Here is a 22,622-nt window from a genome sequence, read left to right as displayed (position 1 = left end):
TCCGCGCAGGCTGCGTAAGTGCCTAGGGCTTGTTGGAGCCTGAAAAAGAGTGGTGTGCCTTGGCATACAATTTGAGTGGTACCGCGGGTGTTTTTGGACCCGTCTCAAAGAAATTTGAGACGGGTCCTTATTTTTTATGCAAAAAAGAGAGGAAAATGACAATGAAATTGGGAAAACGGGATCTATTGGTGGTAAGCGTTATGCTGTTTGCGCTGTTTTTCGGCGCGGGAAATCTGATTTTTCCGCCCTTTCTGGGGCAGAACGCGGGACGCAATACGCTGCCCGCTATGGCGGGTTTTCTGGCTACGGCGGTCATTCTGCCGGTTCTGGGCGTTGTGGTCGTAGCCCGATTTGATGGTCTGGAAAGACTGGGACAGCAGGTGGACAAACGCTTTGCGCTTGTGTTCACCGTGCTCATTTACATTTCCATCGGCCCCGGATTGGGCATTCCCAGAGCGGCCTCCGTTCCCTTCGAAATGGCGGTTGCGCCCTATCTGCCGGAGGGCGCCAAAGCATCTCTTTGGATGGCGGGGTATTCTCTGGTGTTCTTTCTGGTGGCGCTCTGGCTCTGCCTGAATCCCGGCAAGCTGGTGAACCGCATCGGCCGGGGACTAACTCCCGCCCTGCTGACGCTTCTGGCCCTGCTCTTCGTCTGCTTCCTGTTCCGGGGAGAAACCGAGGTGGCTGCCCCTCAGGACAGCTACGCCGCCGCCCCCTTCCTGAAGGGCTTTACGGAGGGGTATAACACCATGGACACCATTGCGGCCCTGAACTTCGGACTGGTGATCTCCACCACTCTGGGCTCCTTTGGTCTGCGGGAAAAGCGGGACCGGATGCGTTATACCATTCTGGCGGGTGTCCTGGCGGGGGCCATTCTGGTATTGGTGTATGCCATGCTGTCCTATATGGGTATGTGCAGTTCCGGCGTGTACGCGGTGCAGGAGAACGGTGCCTGGACATTGCGGTGCATCGTCTACCAGGTCTTCGGCAGCACCGGCGCGGTCCTGCTGGCGGCTATCTTCACTTTGGCCTGCCTGACCACCTGCGTGGGGCTGATCAACTCCATTTCCCAGTATTTTTCCATGCTTTTCAAAAAGGTATCTTACCGCGCCTGGGTGTATATCATTACATTTTTCTCATTTTTGATCTGTAATCTGGGCCTGAATATGATTTTGAGCATTTCTGTGCCAATCCTGAATGCCATTTATCCTGTGTCCATCGTCCTGATCCTGCTGGGCCTCAGCCATGACCTGTGGAAGCGGAACCGCTTTGTCTATCCCATGACGGTTTTGGGCACGGCAGTGGTCAGCACTCTGTATGCTCTGTCGGACGCCGGCGTCCCTCTGGGGGCTCTTGAGACTGCCCTGCATAAGCTGCCCCTCTACAAGCTGGGCTTCGGCTGGCTCTGCGTGGCCGGTGGAATGCTGGCGGCAAGTCTGGTGGTTGGACTTGTGTCCGGAGCGAAGAAGGCATAAAAAAGTCTTCTCCTTGGAGAAGGTGGCGGGGCGGTACAAATTGATTTGCGGAATGACTTAGCAGGACATATCTGTAGTAGTTTGTTAGCTCAGTAACATAGCTTTTATTTTAACTGAAAGCCACGTCCGTCTTTCAACTGGGATCTCTTTGCTTAAATTTTGCACTATCTTCGATGAATGGCGGCTACACGCCCGGTAAGCTACGCAAGTACAAGCCCTGTTGGTTTTGAGGCCGGAAAGGATTCTTAAGGGAGGGCGGCTTCGCCGACAGCGCCTCCCTTAAGCCGCATTCTTGCGGAGCTTCTTGGCGGGACAAGAAGCTCCCCGCCGGAGGCAATCAGCTGATGGGTGGCTAGGGTTATTGTCCGAAACATGAAAAGCAAGGCTTTAGAGTTAACAGGCTAGTAGGGACGGCAAGATTGCCGCCTTTACGGGATTTCCTTGAGTTCCGCATCAAAGAAAAGAGGCTCAAACATCGCATCCATTTCCCATGGATAGCCGTAAATGTATAGAATGTGCGTTCCGGCGGAGGGGTCTGCAATGGATTTCTGGAAAGCTACGGCCTGTGCCCAGAACCGCTCCTTTGTGAACCGTTCCGGCAGGCTTGCAAGCAGTTCTTTCAAGGCAGCGGCTTGCGCTTCGGTTAGCCTAAGCCATGTGCTGGCAATGGCTGGCGTTGGCATATCGGGGGACAAATCAAATTTCTGCCTGGCTTTTGGATTTTCACGGAACGCTGCCTTGATTGCTTCCAGTGTGTCGGTGGTTACCGCCTTGCACCATTGCGCGTCCACACATTCGCAGGCGTTGCTGGGCCGCAGTTTGGGGGTAAAACCCTTTTTCAGGATCACCCAATCGCCGAGTCTGTCGCCCTTCTGCCACATGTTACCATTGTAACTGTAGTCGCTGTCTGCGTATTTGGGGAGAATATTCAGAACCTTCCAGTAACCGGCACTGTACTGCGTTACCCAATCACCGATTTTGAGCATTGAAAATTCCTCTTTTCATTTTGGATTTTCAAAAACGGAAGGAGGAAACTGCTGGAATGGTGTTCAATCATCCTTTTTGACCAGCAGCCTCACGCCACAGATTGCCGACCCTATGTAGAGAATGATCCCGAGAATCATAAAACCGCCCGCTTCGTTGGCCATCCGGTCAGAGGCATCCTGAAAGTCCCGCCATATGGAATCGCCCGTCCGAAGCTCCAGAATGACGTCGGAATCGGGGCGTACCAGCATAAACAGCTTCGTGCCGGGGGTGAGACTGCGTATGTTCTCCAGAAGCTCCGTAGTGACGCAGGTGTTGTCGATTTCCAGCTGATCGTGATCCGTAAAGCGCAGGATCACGTCATTTACATGCCCTCTGTGCGTTGTCTCTTTGCAGGAGGCATAGATAGCGGTGACGGCTGTGGCCTCTTCCCGGGCAACAGGCGCATTCCAGCGCGGCATCCCAAAGGTGAAAACCGTAGCCACGATCAACCCGGCAATCAGCGCAAGCCAGGCTTCTTTGGTCTTGGTTTTTTCGTAATACATGTGTTTCACCTCAATTCTGATATCATGGAAATGGGGCGTCTGCACCCCGCAATGCAGGATATGCTGCTCTAAAGCCATCGCATCTTTCGTTATATGGCTTACTCTCAGAAAAGCCTTTGGGAACGCCTACCAATTCAGCAAATCCCTTATAGCGAATGACCGTAAAGCCATAATAATTGAGCCCTCTGCCAGTATGGGGACTTGCTCAAATGCGGGGACAACAGGGAGGCGAAGGAAATCAGATGCGGCACCTGATCAGGCGGGAGCGCGAGAAATCGTGAGAATGCGACGTGTGTTTCCACCTATTGATTATTTGTATTGTTATCTAAACCGAAGATGTTGTAAATATAATTTTTTCGTGCGTCTGTGATATGGTAGATATAGATAACATCGTCTGAAATCTTATAAATACAGGCGTACTGCCGAATAAACAGGGCACGGAACCCATATTTGCCCATCAATGTATTTGACTTCAACACACCCATTTCCGGGAAAGACGCAAGGTTTTCTACAGAATCCATGATCGTTGCGGCAAAATGCCTGGCGGCTTCAAGACCGACTTGATAGCGGTAAAATGTCAGCAGTTCCGCATATTCCCGCTGTGCCTCATACAGCCACTCAATTTTCATGCAGCAGTTCCTCGGTTAGAGCATGCATCTGCTCCTGACTGGCTGTTTTGGCTCCAGCCAGATGGTTTTCTTCCCGACGGAGCATTTCAGAGAGCAGGTCCAACTCGGCCTCACGCTTTTCCCAAAGCTCCAGGGGCAGAAAGACCATCTCGCCCTCGCCGTTTCTGGTCAAAAAAATCGGTTCCTGTTTCTCTTTTGAAAGCTTTACCATACCGTCGTAATCATTACGCATGGCAGTTGCGGAACGAATCATCATTGTTCAGCCCTCCAAATTCCTTTATTGATACTTTATTATATACGAATAAAGTATGGAAGTCAAAACTTTTTTAGGGCCCGGAAAGTCCAGGCCCTAATTTTACCCCGCAGCCTCCAGCATGTTCTCAATAAAAATGCCATACCCTGAAGATGGGTCATTTACCAGCACATGGGTGACGGCGCCGATGAGCTTGCCGTCCTGCAAAATGGGACTGCCGGACACGAGTGATTGCCATTATGGACAACACAATATGTTTACAATGCCTTTTTATTTGTACTGTTGAAAGCCGATTGCTTTCTTTTGCGCTGTATGGTAAAATATCCAAAGAAAAAGGTGTGTTTCGTTTCATGAGAATGGAGGATTTGCAAATGCTGATGAACAGTGGCGAGTACTTGGATTTGGTACAGAGTATCAAGCAGGAAATCCAAAGTGCGCAATATAGGGCAGCGCTGAATGTCAACAGGGAACTGATATGCCTGTACTACGATATTGGGTCAGCCATCAACGAGCATAAAACCTGGGGAAATAAATTTATTGAAAACCTTGCTACAGACATTAGGCTGGCATTCCCGGAAGCAAAAGGGTATTCGGTGCGAAATCTCAAATATATGGCGAAGTTTGCGCTCCGTTTTCCGAACTTTGAAATTGTGCAAGCGGCGCTTGCACAAATAACGTGGTATCATCACATTGCATTGATGGATAAGGTGAGGACAGCGGAGGAGCACATTTGGTATGCCGATCAAGCAGCTGGGAACGGGTGGTCACGCAATGTTTTGGTACACCAAATTGAGATAGGGCTCTATCAACGCCAAGCGCTGGCTAAGAAAATAGCAAATTTTGAAGAACGCTTACCCTCCCCGCAAAGTGAGCTTGCCGCACAGACAATGAAGGACCCCTATGTGTTTGACTTTATCCCGTTTAAAGAAGATATGATGGAGCGGGATATAGAACAGGCACTTGTGAAAGATGTTACAAAGCTACTGTTGGAACTGGGAACAGGATTCGCCTTCCTTGGAAATCAATATCACCTGAATGTGGGTGGAGATGATTTTTATATTGATTTGCTGTTTTACAATGTATGGTGTTTCAGAATATTTTCCTTAAAAGTCTGTTCGTCTTTGGTCTTGCCTGTCATGGACGATTGAGGAACAATTACCGCAGCCCTTGCTCCTTCGGTCAGGGAATCGAGCAAATGCTCCACAAAGGACAATTCATACTGAGACGGATCTGACTTGGTTCCTTGCGAATAAGGAGGATTCATCATGCCAACAGTTGCGCCTTTGAGCTGCACTTGGGCAGGATTTTGTCGGAGAAAATCTTCGCATTTGATATTGCTATTACCATCATCCCGGAGGATCATATTGGTTGCAGCAATAGCAAACATATTGCTCTGGAGTTCAAATCCGTGTAACTGTTTCTTCTTGATGTTCTTTCGCTTGTTCTGATCAGCACCTGCCTTTTCAAGCATGTGATGCATCGCTGCAACAAGAAATCCGGCAGTACCACAACAAGGGTCAAGCACAATATCTGTGGTCTGAATGTTCAGAAGGTCACAGAACAAATCGCAGATATGGCGAGGCGTAAGGACAATGCCCAGTGTCTGACCATCACCGCCAGAATAGCGCATAAATTCGCCATAGAATCTTCCAATGAAATCCTCGCTAGAGCTTCGATACTTAATGTTGTCAAAGACATTCTTCTTCAAGAACTCAGTGTAGAATTTCAGTGGGGTTTTGCCCAGTTTGGCATCAACTTCGTTCAAACGGGCGCTTGTGCGGATGATAGAAAATTCACTCATCAGCTTGTCACGTTTTGCATCAGGCCCAACATTGGATGCTTTGAGGCGGCGCTGAATCGCATCGTAAATCAGCTGACCATCTGTGGTCGTTTCGTCACCGAGCAAATCATCGGGTTTGAAAAACTTATCATCCAGTGCCAGAAGAATACCGGAGACCACCAAAGGCTTGTCCTGATCCTTCAGGGAGCCATAGGTGCGCAGATATTCGTGCAGTTCCGCCGCATCTTTTAGAATTTCCTCAGTAGTCTTTTCGACATCGGTCTTTTCTGCCAGAACATAACGAGTATAGTATTCGTCGATATTGACAGCGGTGAAGGAGGTAAAAGATTCAATATCAGGGAGCTGCTTATACCCATCTCTATCATCCACATACAGCGGAGTGATTTTATGGTGCTTTTCATCTCCTGAAACACCGATTGCAAAAATCTTATGGAAGCTGCTGTTTTGCGCAATGTGCTTGGCGTAAAAATATGCTCCATTAACAGCGTAATCTGCAATATCTTTCTGATCGATAGAAAGGATTCCTGTATTGCTCAGTTTCTGATGCTTGGCAAGATCAGCTTTGTCCTCAATGACAATAACAAAATCTTTAACAACTGCAACATACTCGGGGTATCCAGCGTTGCCAGTACCACGCTTTGATGCACTCTGCAAAGCGTCATTGATTTCCTTAACATCGCTACCTTGAGCATCATATTTAATTTTGGAGTCATCGAGCTGACGAGCGACCCACAAATCGGTTTTAACTTCTTTCTTTGCCATTTCATTTTCGCCCTTTCTAAGTATCTGTAAGGACATATTGCCTAATTTCTGAGTATCTAACTGAGTTTCTATATTAAGCTTGTATGTTTTTTCTAAAAGAGAATATAGTTTGAAATGTCATCATTAGAAAACCCTATCCATTTCAAGCTCATGCATTTGATCAATTCATCGAGAAGAATCATCAAATATTTGGTGTTGGAGTCATTTTTGAAATCATAGTAATACGCATATCCATGTGCAATAGTACGCCTAATTTCCTTAATTTGATCACTAATCTTCTCTGCAGAAATCTTCGTTCGTGATAGTAATTGTGGGAATTCATTAAACATACATTCCAATTCTTTTTTTAGGGGAAATTTAGGGTTTTGAGCATTCTTGTGATCCAGCTTGTCGAACAAATACTCAAACGCCATAACTTGTTCTGCAAATCGCTGCGGTGTATACATGGAGTTAAAATCCCCTAAATGCCCCAGGGGAATGCTTTGTGTTATTTTATTGCCGGAATCTAACGCTATGTTATTTAAGATTTTCGGGATGTATTTCATAACATCAAATTCGTGGAAGAAACCGCCATGCCCACCAACTATATCTTCTGAAATGAGAGGACAGTAGAACCACCCTGCTTTCAATCCTTGTTTATAAAGTGTAATCCGTTTGAAAGGAACTTCTGCATGGGATGTCATAAACATTGCAAGCCTATGTAGAACATTAGTAATATCATAGCACTCTTGTATCTCGTTGGTGTGTAGTGGCAGAATCAATTCGCACTTTCTGTCGAGGTCTTCCAAAAGCCCGAGTCGGTTATCGTGACCTATCCGGAATTCTAATTCATACTTCTGATCGTTCATACCAAACGGAACCTTATATACAACCTTAGGCTCTATAGCCAAATTGATTCCCGCTTGCACCATGTCAATGTATTCATATTCGTATCTAAAAACTTCATCGAGGGACGGTGATTGAAGGCCTATGGAGTCATACTCTTCATCTTTGTCGAACATATTGATAGTATAGCAACGTAAATAGCAGGTACTGCCCATAGAGTTTTCTACTAAAAAAGTTGCTTTCCGTCCACGAATTCCGATATCAAAACATTGTCCATGCAGGATATAGTTTTCTTTAAAATTATATTCTTTACAAAAATCATCCAGCAGCGAGTCATCCGTAAATAATTCCATGCGGTAGTTTTCGATTACGAATGGTATCTTTCCGTCTCTGAAGAAAATGAAGCCTTTGACCATCATATCACCTTTCTATTTCTTTCATTCTATAGGTCAAATTGTTACTTTTTATATTGATGAACCATTACTGACCAAAGCTATTCTTCTTTTCTAATGCCAATCCAATCAATCTATCTGCTTGATCAGCCATGAACAAAGGGATGTTCAGTACATCATCATCCAGCTTCAGATTATCCAGAGAGAACCGCACACGGAGCTTGACTTGATCCGGGAACAGCTCCTTAAACTTCTTAAGGCTCTTGCTGGTGGTATTGGCCTCAGACTTGACCTCAACAGGGAAAATGTCATTTTCTCGTTGTATGAGGAAATCCACTTCATAAGGTGGATTATTCTGGCTCCAATAACGGGGCATGACTTCAAACTGAGTAATTAAAGTCTGCAACACAAAGTTTTCAGTTAATGCGCCTTTGAATTCAGTGAAAAGGCGGTTACCTTCACCAAAAGCAGTGGGGGCCAACTGTGCCAGACGGCGGAGCAGACCAACATCCACCAAATAAATCTTAAAGGCCGAGAGGTCATCGTAGGCAGCCACTGGAAGACCAGGAGCGGAGCTACGGTAGATTTTATGAACCAATCGGGCATCCACCAGCCACTGCAAAGCATCCTCGTACTCACGGGCTCTGGCCCCTTCTTTGACAACCTTGTAGATAAACTTTTTATTCTCCCTTGCCAGTTGAGAAGGAATCGATTTCCAGATCATCGAAATCTTTGGGAACTCGCTGATATTGGGATGTTTTGCAAAGTCCCGCTCATACGCACCGATAATACCAGACAAGGCTTCTTGCATGGCTGCAACATCCCTTGCCTCTGTCCACATTTTAACTGATTCCGGCATACCGCCAGTCACATAGTACATTTTCAATTTCTCATACAGAGGATTAAAGAACGCATCGGGAATCGGTTCAATGGTGTTTACCGTTTCCAGATACTTTGCTAAGTTTTCATCACCGTTGGCAAGCAGAAATTCTGTGAAGGTCATAGGGTCAATCTGCATGAAGTTGACCTTGCCTACCGGGAAGGAAGATGGCTTTGCCAGAGCAATGCCCAGCAGAGAACCGGCGCAGACAATGTGATACTGCGGGGCATTCTCACAAAAATATTTCATGGAGTTGATGACCTTAGGGCAGTCCTGCACCTCATCAAAGATGATGAGGGTCTTTTCCGGCACTATCTTCTGACCGCTTGCCAGCATCAAATTTTGCAGGATACGGTCAACATCTTTTGTAGTTTCAAAGAATTGCTTATATTCCTCGTTCTCGTCAAAGTTGAAATAGGCGGTATTTTCATAATAGTGTCTGCCGAACTCTTTCAGAATCCAAGTCTTACCCACCTGACGTACGCCCTTCAAGATTAAAGGCTTGCGGTAGGGAGAATTCTTCCAATCCAGCAACTTTTTTAAGATAAATCGTTCCATAGAATCACTCCTCACATTTTTATTGGAGTCTTATGCTTTATAATCACGCTTTTATTATATGCGAAATCTATATAAATTACAATCACAAAATTATTAATTTTTTATGCTCATCGATCACATTTCTATATGAGATAGTGAAAAAGATATTCTGCAATAGAGGCATACCACTGCCTCATCATCAGTTATATAACATCTTATCATTTCTTTTCCATTCCGGATAGGAAGAGAAAGGAACGGATCAGTATCACTATAATCAGTATAGTTATTATCAGTATTATTACATTGTGATTTTCACAACTCTTGAATTGTGAAAATCACAATTCTGGAACTGTCAAAAACACAATTCAAGAATTGTTTTTCTGCATAACAAATGGACTGACCCTTTCGAGCCAGCCCATTCTTTTATTGGTTATTTAACTGTAAATCAGCTCTGCAACTATAATTTCTTCAGCCTGTGCTTTCAGCATATTCATGTGCTGAATCCATGCAAATTGTTGAGTTGACTTATCCGGAGCCGGATTTTTCTCCAGAAGTTCAGTCATTATCTGTTCCACTCTACGGTGAGCAGTTTCGTCAATTTCCCATAAATGCGGAAATAATGTCTCTGTTAGAATCATGTCATCTAAGAGTATTGGATTATTTTCCGCAAGAAAAACTCTGCGCATTCTACCGTACTTCCCAAGTGGTTTATCGCTTACATAGCTCAACCGAACATCAGGGATGAGATAATCACCACAACGGGTATAAGTCAAATTCTGTGTCATAGCAACTCCTCCAATCATTTTTTCTTTCACTTTCATTGTAATGGATGCTCCCCTAAAAGTGAAGTTTGTAGACTGGTCGTTTCAAGCGCAGCATATATCTTCTGATAAACCTTTCGTGACGGTCTGCGATTGCCTTCTTCGATTTTATAGTAGTAGCTTGGTACAAGCCCTATCCGTTCTGCAAAAGCCTTCTGTGACAGCCCCAAAGCCGTTCTAACGCTCTTTAGCGCTTCGGTATAGGGTACAGAAAGGAAACGAGAGAAATCATCATAGAGTAAGGACGCTTCGATTTCCAAAACATCTGCCAGCTTAATAGCTACATTATAAGGAATAGGATGTTTTCCATTTTCATACATCACAACAGTTGATGGTACAATATCCATCTTTTCCGCCAACTGTCTTGTTGTCATCTGTTTTCGCTGACGGTAGTACTTGAGATTGTCGCTCGGTAAGTTGGTCTTTGGCTTTTCTTCAAAAGGTATCGTTAAATGGAGTAACAGCTTGCCTTGATGAAATTCACACAACAATGTGTGATTGAAAATACCATTGCAAATGCTTTATTGTGCTATTTGGATTATATGTTTTAAGAAAAACAGCGTTTTCAGAGCATTAGCACTTTCTATTATTCCTTCAATGTTGTTCTTATTTAGTGGGATTATGAGTAGGTCAGTGCTATTGATTATTGCATCAGTATTATTTGCACCAAGTCATATTGTGATTTCATATAAAAATGTAAAATGATATTTACAACTTCAAGCATTGGAGAATTGAGAAAATCGTAATTTGAGGAGGAAATATGGCATCAAGCAAGGAATACTTAGAGTTTATTTTAGGGCAGCTATCTGAGTTAGAAGAAATTACTTATCGAGCTATGATGGGAGAATTTATTATTTATTATCGTGGCAAGATTGTAGGCGGTATCTATGATGATAGATTACTTGTTAAACCAGTAAAATCAGCAATTAGTTATATGCTGACAGCTCCGTATGAATTACCCTATGAGGGAGCAAAAGAGATGCTGTTGGTAGATGAAGTTGATAATAAGGAATTTTTGACAGGCTTGTTTCATGCAATGTATGATGAACTGCCAGCCCCAAAACCGAAAAAGAAGAAATTAACAACTTCCAGTTTATCGAACTAGCTCTCCCGGAAAACCTCTCCGGGAGAGCTGTTTTTCATCCCGCCGCCTCCAGCATATTCTCAATAAAAATCCCATAGCCGGAAGTTGGATCATTTACCAGCACATGGGTCACGGCGCCGATGAGCTTGCCGTCTTGCAAAATGGGACTGCCGGACATTCCCTGAACAATGCCGCCGGTGGTATTCAGCAGTTCCGGGTCTGTGACTTTCAGAAGGAAATTCCGGTAGGTTGTACGGTCTTTGGGATATAATTTCAGAATTTCCACAGAATACTCCCGTGGCGGCCCCTGCGCGACGGTGGCGAGGATGGTGGCGGGGCCTGTGTGCAGGGAATCCCAGTCTCCGACGGGGACGGGGGAACCGGAAAAGCCTGCGGCTGTGCTGCCGAAAATACCCTGTGGCGTGTTTGCGGAGACAGTGCCGATGGGGATGGGGGAGAGAGTCTGGCCTTTGAGAAGGCCCGGATTTCCAGCGGCACCCTTCCGGACGGAATAGACCTCCGCCGGGAAAATGTCGCCGGAAACCAGTCTCAAAAGTCCCTCCTTGCCGGTGCTGACGCCGTGGCCCAGGGCGGCGAACTGTCTGGTCTCCGGGTCGTACCAGGTGACGGTGCCGATGCCGGAGATGCCCTGGCGCAGGTAGACGCCCAGCACCCGCTGGCCGTCCTCTTGCCCGGGAGTCAGCCGCAGAGTCAGATTCCGGCTGCCCCGGGTGACGCTGAGCTGTACAGGTCCATCCGTTTTTTGCAGCATGGCCTTCATGTCCTCGATGCTCTGCGCCGGTGTGCCGTTGACGGCGGTGATCCGGTCGCCGATCTTCAGTCCCGCCTCCCGGGCGGCGGTACCCAGGGCATCGTCAAAAGCGGCGACCGTAATGCTGTCCGTGCGCAGCTGCAGGCCCACCAGACTGCCCACAGGCACCAGATAATCTGCCGCCCAGGCAGAAACGGGCAGCATCCATAAAAAAAGAATAAAAATCGCGATCCTGCGTTTCATGTGATCCCTCCTCTCTGTCTTACTATTCCGCGCAGACGGCAATGTAACCGCAGAAAAAGTCGAAAAATCTGGAACGGTCTGGCCGGGTTCTCAGATTTTTCTTGATTGTGGCCACGAAAACCGCTAAAATAGGGAAAGAACGTGAAAGGCGGGAAAAATTATGAAATTTGAAACGGACTATGCTTCTTTGTGCCGTGACCTTGCGTCTCTGACAGAGAACGTGCCCTATCTCATTGCCAATCTGGCCAATACCTCCGCTCTGATTTGGGAGCGGATGGAGGGCCTGAACTGGGCGGGGTTTTATATTTTAACGGACGGCGCTCTGGTGCTGGGCCCCTTTCAGGGGAAGACGGCCTGTATCCGCATCCCCTTGGGCCGGGGTGTATGCGGCACGGCGGCGGAGCAGGGGAGGACCCAGCTGGTAGAAAACGTCCACAATTTTCCGGGGCACATTGCCTGTGACTGTGCCTCCAATTCCGAGGTTGTTGTGCCGCTGTATAAGAATGGGAATCTCTGGGGTGTGCTGGATCTGGATAGCCCCTATGTGGGCCGTTTTACGGAAAACGACCGGCAGGAACTGGAAAATCTGACGAAAATCATCGAGGCTTTTCTATAACACAGCATTTACCTATTGACAGGGTAGGCAAAATGTGGTATGCTCCCCAGTGGAATACTAGGGAAACTTCGGCTATTCGAAGTCCTTTCAAACCATAGGAGGTATTTATGCAAGTTTACGCCGATAATGCGGCAACTACAAAGATGAGCCAGACGGCCATCGATGCCATGCTGCCCTACATGACCACCATTTACGGCAACCCTTCCAGCCTGCACTCCGTGGGCCAGAAGGCCAAGGAGGCACTGGATGCCGCCCGGGAGACCGTTGCCCAGTGCCTGGGCTGCGAGCCTCGGGAGATCATCTTCACCTCCGGCGGCAGCGAGGCCGACAATCAGGCCATCATTTCCGCCGCTCGTCTGGGAGAGAAAAAGGGCAAGAAGCACATTATTTCTACTGCCTTTGAGCATCATGCCGTGCTGCACACTCTGAAAAAGCTGGAAAAGGAAGGCTTTGAGGTTGAGCTGCTGGATGTGCGTCAGGGTCACAACATCACCGCCCAGCAGGTAAAGGACGCCATCCGGCCCGATACCTGCCTGGTGACCACCATGTATGCCAACAACGAGATCGGTTCCATTCTGCCGATTCCCGAAATCGGCGCCATCTGCAAAGAAGCGGGCGTGCCTTTCCACACCGATGCCGTTCAGGCCGTTGGGCATCTGCACATCAATGTGAAGGAACAGAATATCGATATGCTGAGCCTGTCCGGCCATAAGTTCCATGGCCCCAAGGGTATCGGCGCGCTGTATGTCCGCAAGGGCTTCCCTCTGGTGAATATCATTGAGGGCGGCGCTCAGGAGCGGGGCAAGCGGGCCGGTACCGAGAATATCCCTGCCATCTGCGGCATGGCCGCTGCCATGAAGGAGGCCTGCGACCATATTGATGAGAACGCCGCCAAGGTTTCCGCCATGCGGGACAAGCTGATTGAGGGCCTGTCCAAGATCCCCCACAGCGCTGTCAACGGCGACCTGGTGCACCGGCTGCCCGGCAACGTGTCCTTCTGCTTTGAGGGCATTGAGGGCGAGAGCCTGCTGCTGCTGCTGGATCAGAAGGGCATCTGCGCTTCTTCCGGCTCTGCCTGCACCTCCGGCTCCCTGGACCCCAGCCACGTGCTGCTGGCCATTGGCCGGGTTCATGACGTGGCCCATGGATCTCTGCGTCTGAGCTTGTGCGAGTGGAATACCATGGAGGAAATGGACCACATTCTGAAGTGTGTCCCGGAGGTCGTTGAATATCTGCGCAGCATGTCCCCTGTCTGGAGAGATCTGCAGACCGGCAAGAGAACCTATATTCTGTAATTTGGAGGAAAAGAAAAATGGCACTTTACAGTGAAAAAGTTATGGATCACTTCACCCATCCCCGGAACGTCGGCGTCATTGAGGATGCCAACGGCATTGGTGAGGTCGGCAACGCCAAGTGCGGCGATATCATGAAAATCTACCTGAAGATCGAGGACGACATCATCAAAGATGTGAAGTTCGAGACCTTCGGCTGCGGCAGCGCCATCGCTTCCTCTTCCATGGCTACCGAGATGATCAAGGGCAAGTCCATCCATGAGGCTATGGCTCTGACCAACAAGGCTGTGGCCGAGGCTCTGGACGGTCTGCCTGCCCACAAGTTGCACTGCTCCGTGCTGGCCGAGGAGGCCATCAAGAATGCGCTGAAGGACTACTATGACCGGGCGGGCCTGCCCTACGACGAGAAGGATTTCCCCGACTGCGAGCATTGCGAGCACTGCGAGTAAGCCTATGATCGTATCTACCAAAGGACGCTATGCCCTGCGGGTGATGGTAGCCATGGCACAGCGGGGCGGGGACGAGTACATCCCCATTAAGGAGATTGCTGAGCAGGAAGGAATCAGCCTGAAATACCTGGAGTCCATTATGACTATTTTATCCAAGGGCGGTCTGGTGGACGCGGTACACGGCAAGGGCGGCGGCTATCGCCTGAATCGGCCTCCCGAAAAGTATACGGTGGGCAGCATTCTGAAGCTCACAGAGGGCGGTCTCAGCGCCGTATCCTGCACTTCGGAAGGCCCCTCCGCCTGCTCCCGCAGCTCCTGCTGCGAGACAAGGCCCATGTGGGACAAGCTGGACGCCATGATCGATGATTTCTTTGAGGGAATCACCCTGGCGGACCTGCTGAAAGAAAAATAATTGACCGCATGGCCCGGGAAATGAACTGCCCCCTAAAAGTTAGACAAAAGTTTTAACGTAAATTGTTCAAGCTGCCGAAAGGGCTTGTTGTCTGTGATTTGCAGGCGGCAGGCCCTTTCGGCAGCTTTGTGGTATCGTCTTTATTGCGCATAGAGATGTTCCTTTCAGTGCCGTAGGGTACTTTTGTTGTAAAAGATTGTATCTCTATGCTCACCTTTTTTGTATAGCAAAGGGGTCAGGCGCATAGCCTGACCCCAGCATTTATTATAGAACCAGGGAGCATCTGAAAATTTCCAGGCAAATAGAGCTATTCTCTCACTCTAAAACCTGTAATTTTTGCGAGACTGACATATATTTGTCGACACAGCGCAGATATATGAACGCGTTTTCAAAGGCCGCTATTTACGAAAGTTGGCATATCATGCTAAAATATAGTCAGATTTCTTTTGAAACCCGTGACTTTTCCCCTTCCAATTCTTATTACATGGGTGAGGAACCTCAGAGATTCCCGGAGAAAGGAGTGACACGCATTGGACGACACACAGATCATTGCCCTGTTTCTGGCACGGGATGCGCAGGCCATCCACGAAACGGACCTGGCCTATGGCCGGAGGCTGCATACGCTGGCGAACCGGATACTGCTGAGCCGGGAGGACGCGGAGGAAAGCGTCAGCTCTTGTCGATTTAATCAGAGCTTCCCTGGAGATCGGATTTTAGTTTTCCGCTTCCAGCAGCATCTTGGCCAGCCGGTGGGTGACCTCCGCGCAGCGGTGGGCGGAAAGAGTCTCAAAGGTGGGGTAGTCCATTTCCGCACTGTTGTCAGCTTTGTCGGAAATGGCCCGCAGGATCACGAAGGGAATGCCGTTGCGGTAGGCTGTCTGGGCGATGGCGGTGCCTTCCATTTCGGTGCAGAGGGCATGGGTTTTCTCGATGATAGAATCTTTCGTTTCCTTGCTGGCGATGAACTGGTCGCCGCTGGCCACTCTGCCGATTTTTGTGTGGCCGGGGTTCACGGCTTCGGCGGCAGAAAAGGCATAGGCCATCAGGGTTTCATCTGCCGGGAAGGAAATCACATCCATACCGGGCACTTTTCCATAAGGGTAGCCGAAGTGAACGCAGTCGAAGTCATGGTACATGGCGTCCCGGCTGACTACCAGATCCGCAATGTCCAAGTCGTTGGAAAGGGAACCCGCAATGCCGGTGTTCACCAGGTGGGTGACCCCAAAGCAGGAGCAGAGGATCTGCGCGCACAAGGCAGCGTTGACCTTGCCCACGCCGCACTGGACGATGACGGCGGGCAGTCCATCCAGAGTGCCTTCATAAAAGGTGCTGCCGGCGATTTCTTTTGCAATGTGATCGGCCATGGATGCGACCAGGGTTTCGACCTCCTGGGTCATGGCTCCGATGATTCCAAGCTTTGTCATAGTGTCCTCCTTATTCCGGGTATGTGAGCCGGTCGTCCGTAATGTTCTCCAGCAGAGCGGTGTAGCGTCTGCCCCAGTAGTTTGCCATGGGAAGATTCATATCCAGGTAGTTCCCGCAGTCTCTGGGGCTGGCGCCGGGGACCTCGCCCCGATAGTCCCGGATGAAGCGGAAGCAGTCCGTTACCAGAGGCAGCGCATCCCGGGAGGAGAGATCTCCCGCAAGCAGCAGGTAGAAGCCGGTCCGGCAGCCCATGGGGCCAAAGTAGAGAACGCGGTCCTTCCAGACAGGATCATTCCGCAGGAATGTGGCCGCCAGGTGCTCAATGGTATGCACCTCCGCGGTGTTTATCACAGGCTCCTCGTTGGGGCTGGTGAGCCGCAGATCGAAGGTGGTGACGGTCTCCGTCCCCACGGCATCTTTCCGGGAGACGTAAAGCCCGGGCTGAAGGCGGATATGGTCAATGGTAAAGCTGGTAATTTTTTCCATAGAAAACCCTCCGGGTAATTTCGTATTTTCCCGGACATGATACCACAGAACAGGTCGAAAAGCAAGGAAAGCCGCCGAAAGAAGCCGAAAAAGATTCATGGATTCTTAAACATGTTTTATGTCAATTCGGCTTGCTTTTTTTCGGCAGGAATGATAGAATATCATTGACTATACCATAAGGTAGGGATTTGCCATGGATAAGAACGATTTTGACGTCGATTTTGATTTTGACAAGGATATGGGTTTTGACCCGGAGGAGTTCCTGGGCAGTGACGATCCCGGGGATTTTGATATGTCGCAGTTTGACGATGATGATCTGAATTTGTCGGATATTCTGGGGGAGGACGGCGGTGACGCGGCGGACTTCCAGGATTACAACATGGAGGAAGAGAAGGCTCGGAGCGAGGATACCTTCGACCCCTATTCCGATGGGGACGGCACCGGTCAGACCGCGGATGATGCCGACTATAATGAGAGCGAGGACCTGGGGGAGGATTTGTATTTTCCCAAGCGCGACCGCCGGCAGGCCGCCGACGAGGGCTTTGATCCCGACGGCTATGACCCGGATGCCTATACCCAGGACAGCTATTCTCCCGAGGATTATGCCCCGGAGGAGGGCGGCGAATACGACCCGGATGTGGACCCCTATCCCCAGGGCGTGGAGCCTGTGGACGAGCCCAGCACCCGGGAGGACCGGAAGAAACTGAACCTTTCCAAGTTCTTCAAAAAGAAGCCTCGGAGCGCCGCGGGTACGGAGAAGGGGAGCGAACCTGAGAAGAAGGAACGCACCCGGAAACCTTCCAAGCCGGGCCTCCTCTCCAAATTTTTGGATTGGTATATGGAGCCCATCAACCGGCGCAACGAGCCGGATCAGGAGTATGTGGATGAGAACGGCCGCCGCCGCAGAAGAAGAAAGCCCACCAGAGAGCAGATCTTCAAGGAGGCCTATCTGCCCGCGATCATTGCGGGCGTGGCGCTGATTCTGATTCTGTCCTTCGTGGTCGGCGCGATCACCAATGGCTTCAAGAATAAGAAGGTCAAGGACGAGGCGGCCAAACAGTCCTCTATTGCTGCCCAGCAGCAGGCGGACGAGGCGGCTGCCGCTTACCAGCAGCTGCTGGCGGAGGCTGAGCTGAAGGCTACGGAATATGACTATGACGGCGCCATTGCCGTGCTGGAAAGTCTGACCGACACCTCTGACGACGTCAAGAATGAGCTGACGGCGAAGAAGTCCGCCTATATGAATGAGAAGTCCAAGCTGGTGGAGTGGAAGGACGTGAACGCCATTCCCAACCTGTCCTTCCATGTGCTGATCAACGACCCCCAGCGGGCCTATGCGGACAAGGAGTTCGGCGGACTGTACAACAAAAACTTCGTGACCGCCGGGGAATTCTCCAAGATCCTGGAGCAGCTGTATAACAACGGCTATGTTCTGGTGGATATGAAGAGCTTTGTGGCCAGCAATCAGGACCTGACCGGTACCATGAATTTCTCCTATAATTCCATCTATCTGCCAGAGGGCAAAAAGCCCGTCATGATCTCCGAGACCATGGTGAACTATTTCAACTATATGATCGACGGCAACGATGACGGCGAGCCGGACGCCGGCGGCGACGGCTTTGCAACCAGGCTGGTGGTGGACGGCAACGGCGATATCAAGGCAGAGTATGTGGACAGCAGCAACCAGACCCTGACGGGCGACTACGATCTGGTGCCTATCCTGGAGACCTTTATCAAGGCTCACCCGGACTTTGTCTATAAGGGCTCCCGGGCGACGCTGGCCGTCTCCGGCTCCGAGGGCGTCTTCGGCTACCGTACCGACAGCTCCTATGTGGCCACCAAGGGCCAGGAGTACCGGGATCAGCAGGTGGCCCAGGCCAAGGTGGTTGTGGACGCACTGCGGGAGAAGGGCTATACCATCGCCTGCTATACCTACGCCAACAAAAACTACCGGACCATGAGCGTCAATGAGATCCGGACGGATATTCAGAACTTCACCAACCAGGCAATCCCTGTACTGGGAGATGTGGATACCATCATCTTTGCCCAGGGTGTGGATATGGACGACTATTCCGGCAACAAGTTTGATGTGCTCTATGGTCAGGGCTACCGTTACTTTATCGGCGCGGCCCAGGAGATCAAGACCGAGATCAACATCACCTATGTCCACCAGAACCGTCTGATGGTTACGGGCAACGCCATGGCCTGGCACAACAACCTCTTCACAAACTACTTTGACTGCAACGTGGTGCTGGACGTGGCCAGCCGCGGCAATGTTCCCAACTAACAGGAGAAAGCAGAGGGATGACAATGGACGCGGATATTGTCAGAGAAGTGGAGTTTTCCCGGACCCTGCGGGGATACAATATGGCGGAGGTGGATTCTTTCCTGGAACAGATGGAGGGGATGTTCCGCCGCCGGGATCTGGAACAGGAGAATGCCGAAAAGAGACTGCAGCAGGAGCTTCGGGAAAATGCGGATCAGGCACGGCGGCTTGCGCTGCTGACCGCCGAACTGGAGGATGTGCGCCGGGAAAGTCAGACTTTGGAAACGCAGCTCACGCAGACCAGAGAGGCTCTCCGTGCGGAAGAACTTCGCTCCTCGCAGCTGAACGCTGAGCTGGAGCGTATGCGTTCCGCTCTGGCCGCCGCACAGGCGGACGCGGTTCAGGCGGAACAGCGCAGCAGGACTTTGGAAAAAAGTCTGGAGGCCCAGCCCCAGAATCGGCTGGCGGAGGTTGGCGCCGCGGCAAAGGACTCTCTGAAAAAGTTCTCCGATACCCTTCGGGCGAAGCGTAAGTAACAGTTTTAAGGACCGTTGTAAAAGAAAACACAGCGGGACGGCAAGCTGCCGTCCCGCTGTGTTTGGTTTTTTGGAATAGTCCTTTTGACGGATGTTTTCCGCAAAAGCTACGGAAGGAATACCGCTGTAAAGAATTCCATATCATGCAAAAAGAGACACCCGGAATTCCGGGTGTCTTCTGTTTCTTCAATTCTGCCGCTTCAGTACGGAATCCAGGGTCTTGCCCAGAACACCGCCCAGGACGCCGCAGGTGCCGGCTTCAATGAGTCCCTGAACGCCTACCAGAAGCACCACGAACATCAGCGGATTCGCAGCTCCCAGTTTGCTGACCAATGCCTGGATGTAATCCGTGCGATAAAAAACAAGCACGATGTAGCCCATGAAGAACAGGGTGTTCAGCAGAGGCGCGCTGACAGCGCCTACAAAATAGCTCCAGGTACCCTTGACATCCGCTTTGCGGCAGAGCTTATACGCATAGCCGCAGCAAAGGCCCATGAGCATCCGCATACCTACACACAGAATCACCGTGTGCACAGGACTCAGGGCGAAAAAAGTACCCGTCATCGGAGAGCGGCCGGTAATGGCGTCTGTCAGGCTCAGAATGCCAAAGACCGCACCCAGAGCCATGCTTTCCAGCGGCCCGCAGAGCATTGCGGCAACCGCAATGGGCAGGGTCAAAAAGCTCATTTTCAGTGGCCCAATCATAATGGAGTCCAGCCCAATGGCCCGCATAGCCAGCTCAATGGCCAGCAGCAACGCAAGCTTCGTCAGTCTCTGAACGCTCGTACTTGTGGTTTTCATATTCAATTCCTCCTGCTGTCGTTCCGTCCTTTGCCGGATACAACGCATTGTTTATTTGCCGCGGCAACGCTCTTTTCCTCCGCTGCCGTTCCCGGAACGGGATACAGCGCGGATGTCTGGCGTTGGCCGCAAACATCCTAATTATAACAGGCTTTCCGTGAAATGCAAGATTAATTTTCCGCTTTATTAAGCTGATAGAGATAAGCAAGGCCCTTGAGAATCATATTCGGATCATAACTATGCGGATGACGCACCAGTTTGTCCACATATGCCGCGCCGCCGCCGGTGATTACAAAGCTGACGGGTTCCCCGAGTTCCTGCTCAATGGCTGTGACGATGCCATCCAACAGTGCCGCGGTGCCGATGACCGCGCCGGAGAGCATGCATGCCTCAGTATTCTTGCCGATGACTTGTTCCGGGGCCCGCAGTTCCAGTTTGGGCAGCTGGGCTGTGTGGATTCCAAGCGCCTTCAATCCGGTTTCCATACCCGCCGCAATAACGCCGCCGCAGAAAACGCCGCCCGCTTTAATCACGTTAAAGGTTGTCGCCGTGCCCAAATCTGCCGTCACCACAGGAAGGGGATAGTTGGCAGCCGCCCAGGCGCTGTCTGCCAGACGGTCCCGGCCCAGTTTCTGAGGCTCCGGTACATCCAGAGTCAGTCCCAATCTGCTTTCGCAGGTAACGACCAAAGGTTCCAGGCCAAATATGGAGTTCAATGCCTCCCGAACTACGTCCAAGACCCTGGGCACAACACTGGAGATCACGATGCCGGAGAATTCGGCGGTTTCTTTTCCAAGAAGCCGCAGCTTTTTCAGGAGTCGGATGGTATAGTCCGCCGTGTCCCAGGTGCAGTTTGTGTCCAGCTTGGTGGTAAAATCCACACGGTACCCATTGCGGTCACTGATTTCAATGCCGCCGAAAGAAACCGTGGTATTGCCGATGTCAACTACCAGAATCATATAGTATTCCCCTGTCGGAAGGCTCACCCCGGCAAGCGAAAGGCCGTGGGCTGCTGCGATTATTATACCCGGCTTTTTCCCCGTTGGCAATACCCTGTTGCAAATTCTCCATTTCTTTGGTATACTTTATATAATCAGAAAGCAGGAAGGGATATTATGGAAAATTTACAGGGGAAATGCGTGCTTCTCGGCGTTACCGGCGGCATCGCAGCCTACAAGATGGCGAATGTCGCCTCAGGCCTGCGCAAAGCGGGGGCCACGGTGCATGTCATAATGACGGAGAACGCCACAAAATTCATTACCCCCTTGACCTTCGAAACCTTGACCAACAATCGGTGCGTGGTAGACACCTTCGCAAGGGACTTTCAGTATGATGTGAAGCACATCTCTCTGGCGAAGGCGGCGGATCTGATTCTGATCGCCCCCGCTACTGCCAACGTCATCGCGAAGCTGGCAAACGGTCTGGCGGACGATATGCTGACGACTACGGTGCTGGCCGCAAAATGCAAAAAGCTGGTGGCCCCGGCAATGAATACGGCCATGCTGGAAAACCCCATTACTCAGGATAACATTGCCAGGCTGAAGCGGTATGGCTTTGGAATCATCGAACCTGCCGTGGGAATGCTGGCCTGCAAGGACGTTGGTAGCGGCAAGCTGCCGGAACCGGAAACACTTCTGGACTGCATTGCCATGGAGCTGGCCCGGGAAAAGGATATGGCGGGGCTGCAGGTCACCGTTACCGCGGGCCCAACGCAGGAGGCGCTGGACCCCGTGCGTTACCTCACCAACCATTCCACCGGCCGCATGGGCTATGCCATCGCCAGAGAGGCCATGCTGCGGGGAGCTGACGTGACCCTGATCTCCGGCCCTACGGCGCTAAAACCTGTACCCGGTGTCAAAACGGTGGATGTGGTCTCCGCCAGAGATATGTTTGAGGCAGTGCAAACAGCCTTGCCGGAAACGGATATTTTGATAAAAGCCGCAGCCGTGGCTGACTATCGGCCCGCCAACGTCGCCGAGGACAAAATCAAAAAACAGCCCGGCGACATGTCTATCCCTCTGGAGCGGACGGATGATATCTTAGGCTGGGTAGCTGAGCATCGGCATCCGGGCCTGTTTGTCTGCGGCTTCTCTATGGAGACCCGGGACATGGTGGAGAATTCCAAGAAAAAGCTTGCGAAAAAGCATCTGGATATGATTGCTGCCAACAATCTGAAGGTAGCAGGCGCGGGCTTCGGCGTGGACACCAATGTGGTTACTATCCTGACCGCCGACGGTATCCGGGAGCTGCCCCTTATGGGCAAGGATCAGGTGGCATCCCAACTGCTGGACGCCATTCTGGAGAGACGGAAATAATTGTTTACGCCCCTGCTTTCA

The 22,622-nt window shown here is 50.4% G+C and carries 24 protein-coding genes and 1 pseudogene; 10 read left to right on the top strand and 15 right to left on the bottom strand.

Annotation, left to right across the window (positions count from 1 at the left end; translation table 11 throughout):
- Window positions 1-161: 161 nt before the first annotated feature.
- Window positions 162-1,475, top strand: coding sequence for a branched-chain amino acid transport system II carrier protein (gene brnQ / locus KQI10_RS05560; protein ID WP_216566416.1), 1,314 nt, complete (start codon window positions 162-164; stop codon window positions 1,473-1,475).
- Between the two features lie 428 nt (window positions 1,476-1,903).
- Here brnQ and KQI10_RS05555 read toward each other — a convergent pair whose 3' ends face one another.
- The 5 genes and pseudogenes from KQI10_RS05555 to KQI10_RS05535 all read right to left on the bottom strand — a co-directional run.
- Window positions 1,904-2,461 carry a hypothetical protein gene (locus tag KQI10_RS05555; protein ID WP_216566415.1) on the bottom strand — a complete coding sequence of 186 codons (558 nt, stop codon included), beginning with the start codon at window positions 2,459-2,461 and terminating at the stop codon, window positions 1,904-1,906.
- A gap of 63 nt (window positions 2,462-2,524) precedes the next feature.
- Window positions 2,525-3,004: a hypothetical protein gene (locus tag KQI10_RS05550; RefSeq protein ID WP_216566414.1), complete on the bottom strand. Its 480-nt coding sequence runs from the start codon at window positions 3,002-3,004 to the stop codon at window positions 2,525-2,527.
- A 302-nt stretch (window positions 3,005-3,306) separates the two neighbouring features.
- Window positions 3,307-3,633, bottom strand: a complete 327-nt coding sequence (locus tag KQI10_RS05545) for a type II toxin-antitoxin system RelE/ParE family toxin (protein WP_216566413.1) — start codon at window positions 3,631-3,633, stop codon at window positions 3,307-3,309.
- The gene (locus KQI10_RS05540) at window positions 3,623-3,889 is read right to left on the bottom strand and encodes a type II toxin-antitoxin system Phd/YefM family antitoxin (RefSeq protein WP_216566412.1); all 267 of its coding nucleotides are present in this window, start codon (window positions 3,887-3,889) and stop codon (window positions 3,623-3,625) included. Before KQI10_RS05540 ends, KQI10_RS05545 begins: the two co-directional genes overlap by 11 nt.
- 99 nt (window positions 3,890-3,988) lie before the next feature.
- Window positions 3,989-4,111: pseudogene (locus tag KQI10_RS05535) on the bottom strand (SpoIVB peptidase S55 domain-containing protein); the annotation flags it as partial.
- A gap of 14 nt (window positions 4,112-4,125) precedes the next feature.
- Between KQI10_RS05535 and KQI10_RS05530 the strand changes: the two are divergent.
- Window positions 4,126-5,034: a YhcG family protein gene (locus KQI10_RS05530; protein ID WP_253285170.1), complete on the top strand. Its 909-nt coding sequence runs from the start codon at window positions 4,126-4,128 to the stop codon at window positions 5,032-5,034.
- On the opposite strand, the gene KQI10_RS05525 is transcribed toward KQI10_RS05530, so the two are convergent.
- From KQI10_RS05525 to KQI10_RS05505, 5 genes are all read right to left on the bottom strand, one after another.
- On the bottom strand, window positions 4,959-6,449 hold the full coding sequence (locus KQI10_RS05525) for a class I SAM-dependent DNA methyltransferase (protein WP_216566411.1): 1,491 nt from the start codon (window positions 6,447-6,449) through the stop codon (window positions 4,959-4,961). The genes KQI10_RS05530 and KQI10_RS05525 overlap by 76 nt on opposite strands.
- A 92-nt stretch (window positions 6,450-6,541) precedes the next feature.
- Window positions 6,542-7,693, bottom strand: a complete 1,152-nt coding sequence (locus KQI10_RS05520) for a hypothetical protein (RefSeq protein ID WP_216566410.1) — start codon at window positions 7,691-7,693, stop codon at window positions 6,542-6,544.
- Between the two features lie 61 nt (window positions 7,694-7,754).
- Window positions 7,755-9,104: an ATP-binding protein gene (locus KQI10_RS05515; RefSeq protein ID WP_022402616.1), complete on the bottom strand. Its 1,350-nt coding sequence runs from the start codon at window positions 9,102-9,104 to the stop codon at window positions 7,755-7,757.
- A gap of 413 nt (window positions 9,105-9,517) precedes the next feature.
- Window positions 9,518-9,868, bottom strand: a complete 351-nt coding sequence (locus tag KQI10_RS05510; RefSeq protein WP_022402617.1) for a TnpV protein — start codon at window positions 9,866-9,868, stop codon at window positions 9,518-9,520.
- A gap of 32 nt (window positions 9,869-9,900) precedes the next feature.
- Complete coding sequence (locus KQI10_RS05505) at window positions 9,901-10,392, bottom strand: helix-turn-helix transcriptional regulator (protein WP_256445302.1); 492 nt, start codon at window positions 10,390-10,392, stop codon at window positions 9,901-9,903.
- A gap of 272 nt (window positions 10,393-10,664) precedes the next feature.
- On the opposite strand from KQI10_RS05505, the gene KQI10_RS05500 reads away from it, so the two are divergent.
- On the top strand, window positions 10,665-11,009 hold the full coding sequence (locus tag KQI10_RS05500) for a TfoX/Sxy family protein (protein WP_216566408.1): 345 nt from the start codon (window positions 10,665-10,667) through the stop codon (window positions 11,007-11,009).
- Between the two features lie 34 nt (window positions 11,010-11,043).
- On the opposite strand, the gene KQI10_RS05495 is transcribed toward KQI10_RS05500, so the two are convergent.
- A complete protein-coding gene (locus KQI10_RS05495; protein ID WP_216566407.1) occupies window positions 11,044-12,003 on the bottom strand; it encodes a SpoIVB peptidase S55 domain-containing protein in 960 nt (319 codons plus the stop codon).
- A gap of 160 nt (window positions 12,004-12,163) precedes the next feature.
- On the opposite strand from KQI10_RS05495, the gene KQI10_RS05490 reads away from it, so the two are divergent.
- The 4 genes from KQI10_RS05490 to KQI10_RS05475 all read left to right on the top strand — a co-directional run bounded on the left by KQI10_RS05490 (window position 12,164) and on the right by KQI10_RS05475 (window position 14,772).
- Window positions 12,164-12,619, top strand: a complete 456-nt coding sequence (locus tag KQI10_RS05490; protein ID WP_216566406.1) for a GAF domain-containing protein — start codon at window positions 12,164-12,166, stop codon at window positions 12,617-12,619.
- Window positions 12,620-12,726: 107 nt separating this feature from the next.
- A complete protein-coding gene (nifS, locus tag KQI10_RS05485; RefSeq protein ID WP_216566405.1) occupies window positions 12,727-13,914 on the top strand; it encodes a cysteine desulfurase NifS in 1,188 nt (395 codons plus the stop codon).
- A gap of 17 nt (window positions 13,915-13,931) precedes the next feature.
- On the top strand, window positions 13,932-14,360 hold the full coding sequence (gene nifU / locus KQI10_RS05480; protein WP_216566404.1) for a Fe-S cluster assembly scaffold protein NifU: 429 nt from the start codon (window positions 13,932-13,934) through the stop codon (window positions 14,358-14,360).
- Window positions 14,361-14,364: 4 nt separating this feature from the next.
- Entirely contained in the window at window positions 14,365-14,772 is a 408-nt protein-coding gene (locus KQI10_RS05475) for an Rrf2 family transcriptional regulator (protein ID WP_216566403.1), read from the top strand.
- Between the two features lie 713 nt (window positions 14,773-15,485).
- On the opposite strand, the gene KQI10_RS05470 is transcribed toward KQI10_RS05475, so the two are convergent.
- Both KQI10_RS05470 and KQI10_RS05465 read right to left on the bottom strand, forming a co-directional pair.
- Window positions 15,486-16,196, bottom strand: coding sequence for a 5'-methylthioadenosine/adenosylhomocysteine nucleosidase (locus KQI10_RS05470; RefSeq protein ID WP_216566402.1), 711 nt, complete (start codon window positions 16,194-16,196; stop codon window positions 15,486-15,488).
- A 10-nt stretch (window positions 16,197-16,206) separates the two neighbouring features.
- Window positions 16,207-16,683: an S-ribosylhomocysteine lyase gene (locus tag KQI10_RS05465; RefSeq protein WP_216566401.1), complete on the bottom strand. Its 477-nt coding sequence runs from the start codon at window positions 16,681-16,683 to the stop codon at window positions 16,207-16,209.
- Between the two features lie 193 nt (window positions 16,684-16,876).
- On the opposite strand from KQI10_RS05465, the gene KQI10_RS05460 reads away from it, so the two are divergent.
- Window positions 16,877-18,970: a hypothetical protein gene (locus KQI10_RS05460; RefSeq protein WP_216566400.1), complete on the top strand. Its 2,094-nt coding sequence runs from the start codon at window positions 16,877-16,879 to the stop codon at window positions 18,968-18,970.
- Window positions 18,971-18,987: 17 nt separating this feature from the next.
- The gene (locus KQI10_RS05455; protein WP_216566399.1) at window positions 18,988-19,485 is read left to right on the top strand and encodes a DivIVA domain-containing protein; all 498 of its coding nucleotides are present in this window, start codon (window positions 18,988-18,990) and stop codon (window positions 19,483-19,485) included.
- Between the two features lie 186 nt (window positions 19,486-19,671).
- Here KQI10_RS05455 and KQI10_RS05450 read toward each other — a convergent pair whose 3' ends face one another.
- Both KQI10_RS05450 and KQI10_RS05445 read right to left on the bottom strand, forming a co-directional pair.
- Window positions 19,672-20,286: an ECF transporter S component gene (locus tag KQI10_RS05450; RefSeq protein WP_216566398.1), complete on the bottom strand. Its 615-nt coding sequence runs from the start codon at window positions 20,284-20,286 to the stop codon at window positions 19,672-19,674.
- Window positions 20,287-20,456: 170 nt separating this feature from the next.
- Window positions 20,457-21,245 carry a type III pantothenate kinase gene (locus tag KQI10_RS05445; protein ID WP_216566397.1) on the bottom strand — a complete coding sequence of 263 codons (789 nt, stop codon included), beginning with the start codon at window positions 21,243-21,245 and terminating at the stop codon, window positions 20,457-20,459.
- A 156-nt stretch (window positions 21,246-21,401) separates the two neighbouring features.
- Between KQI10_RS05445 and coaBC the strand changes: the two genes are divergently transcribed.
- Entirely contained in the window at window positions 21,402-22,601 is a 1,200-nt protein-coding gene (coaBC, locus tag KQI10_RS05440) for a bifunctional phosphopantothenoylcysteine decarboxylase/phosphopantothenate--cysteine ligase CoaBC (RefSeq protein ID WP_216566396.1), read from the top strand.
- Window positions 22,602-22,622: the final 21 nt, after the last annotated feature.

Origin of the sequence: Pseudoflavonifractor sp. MSJ-30 (assembly GCF_018918045.1) — a bacterium.
GTDB lineage: Bacteria > Bacillota > Clostridia > Oscillospirales > Oscillospiraceae > Faecousia.
This window is presented reverse-complemented; position numbering and strand designations above follow the sequence as displayed.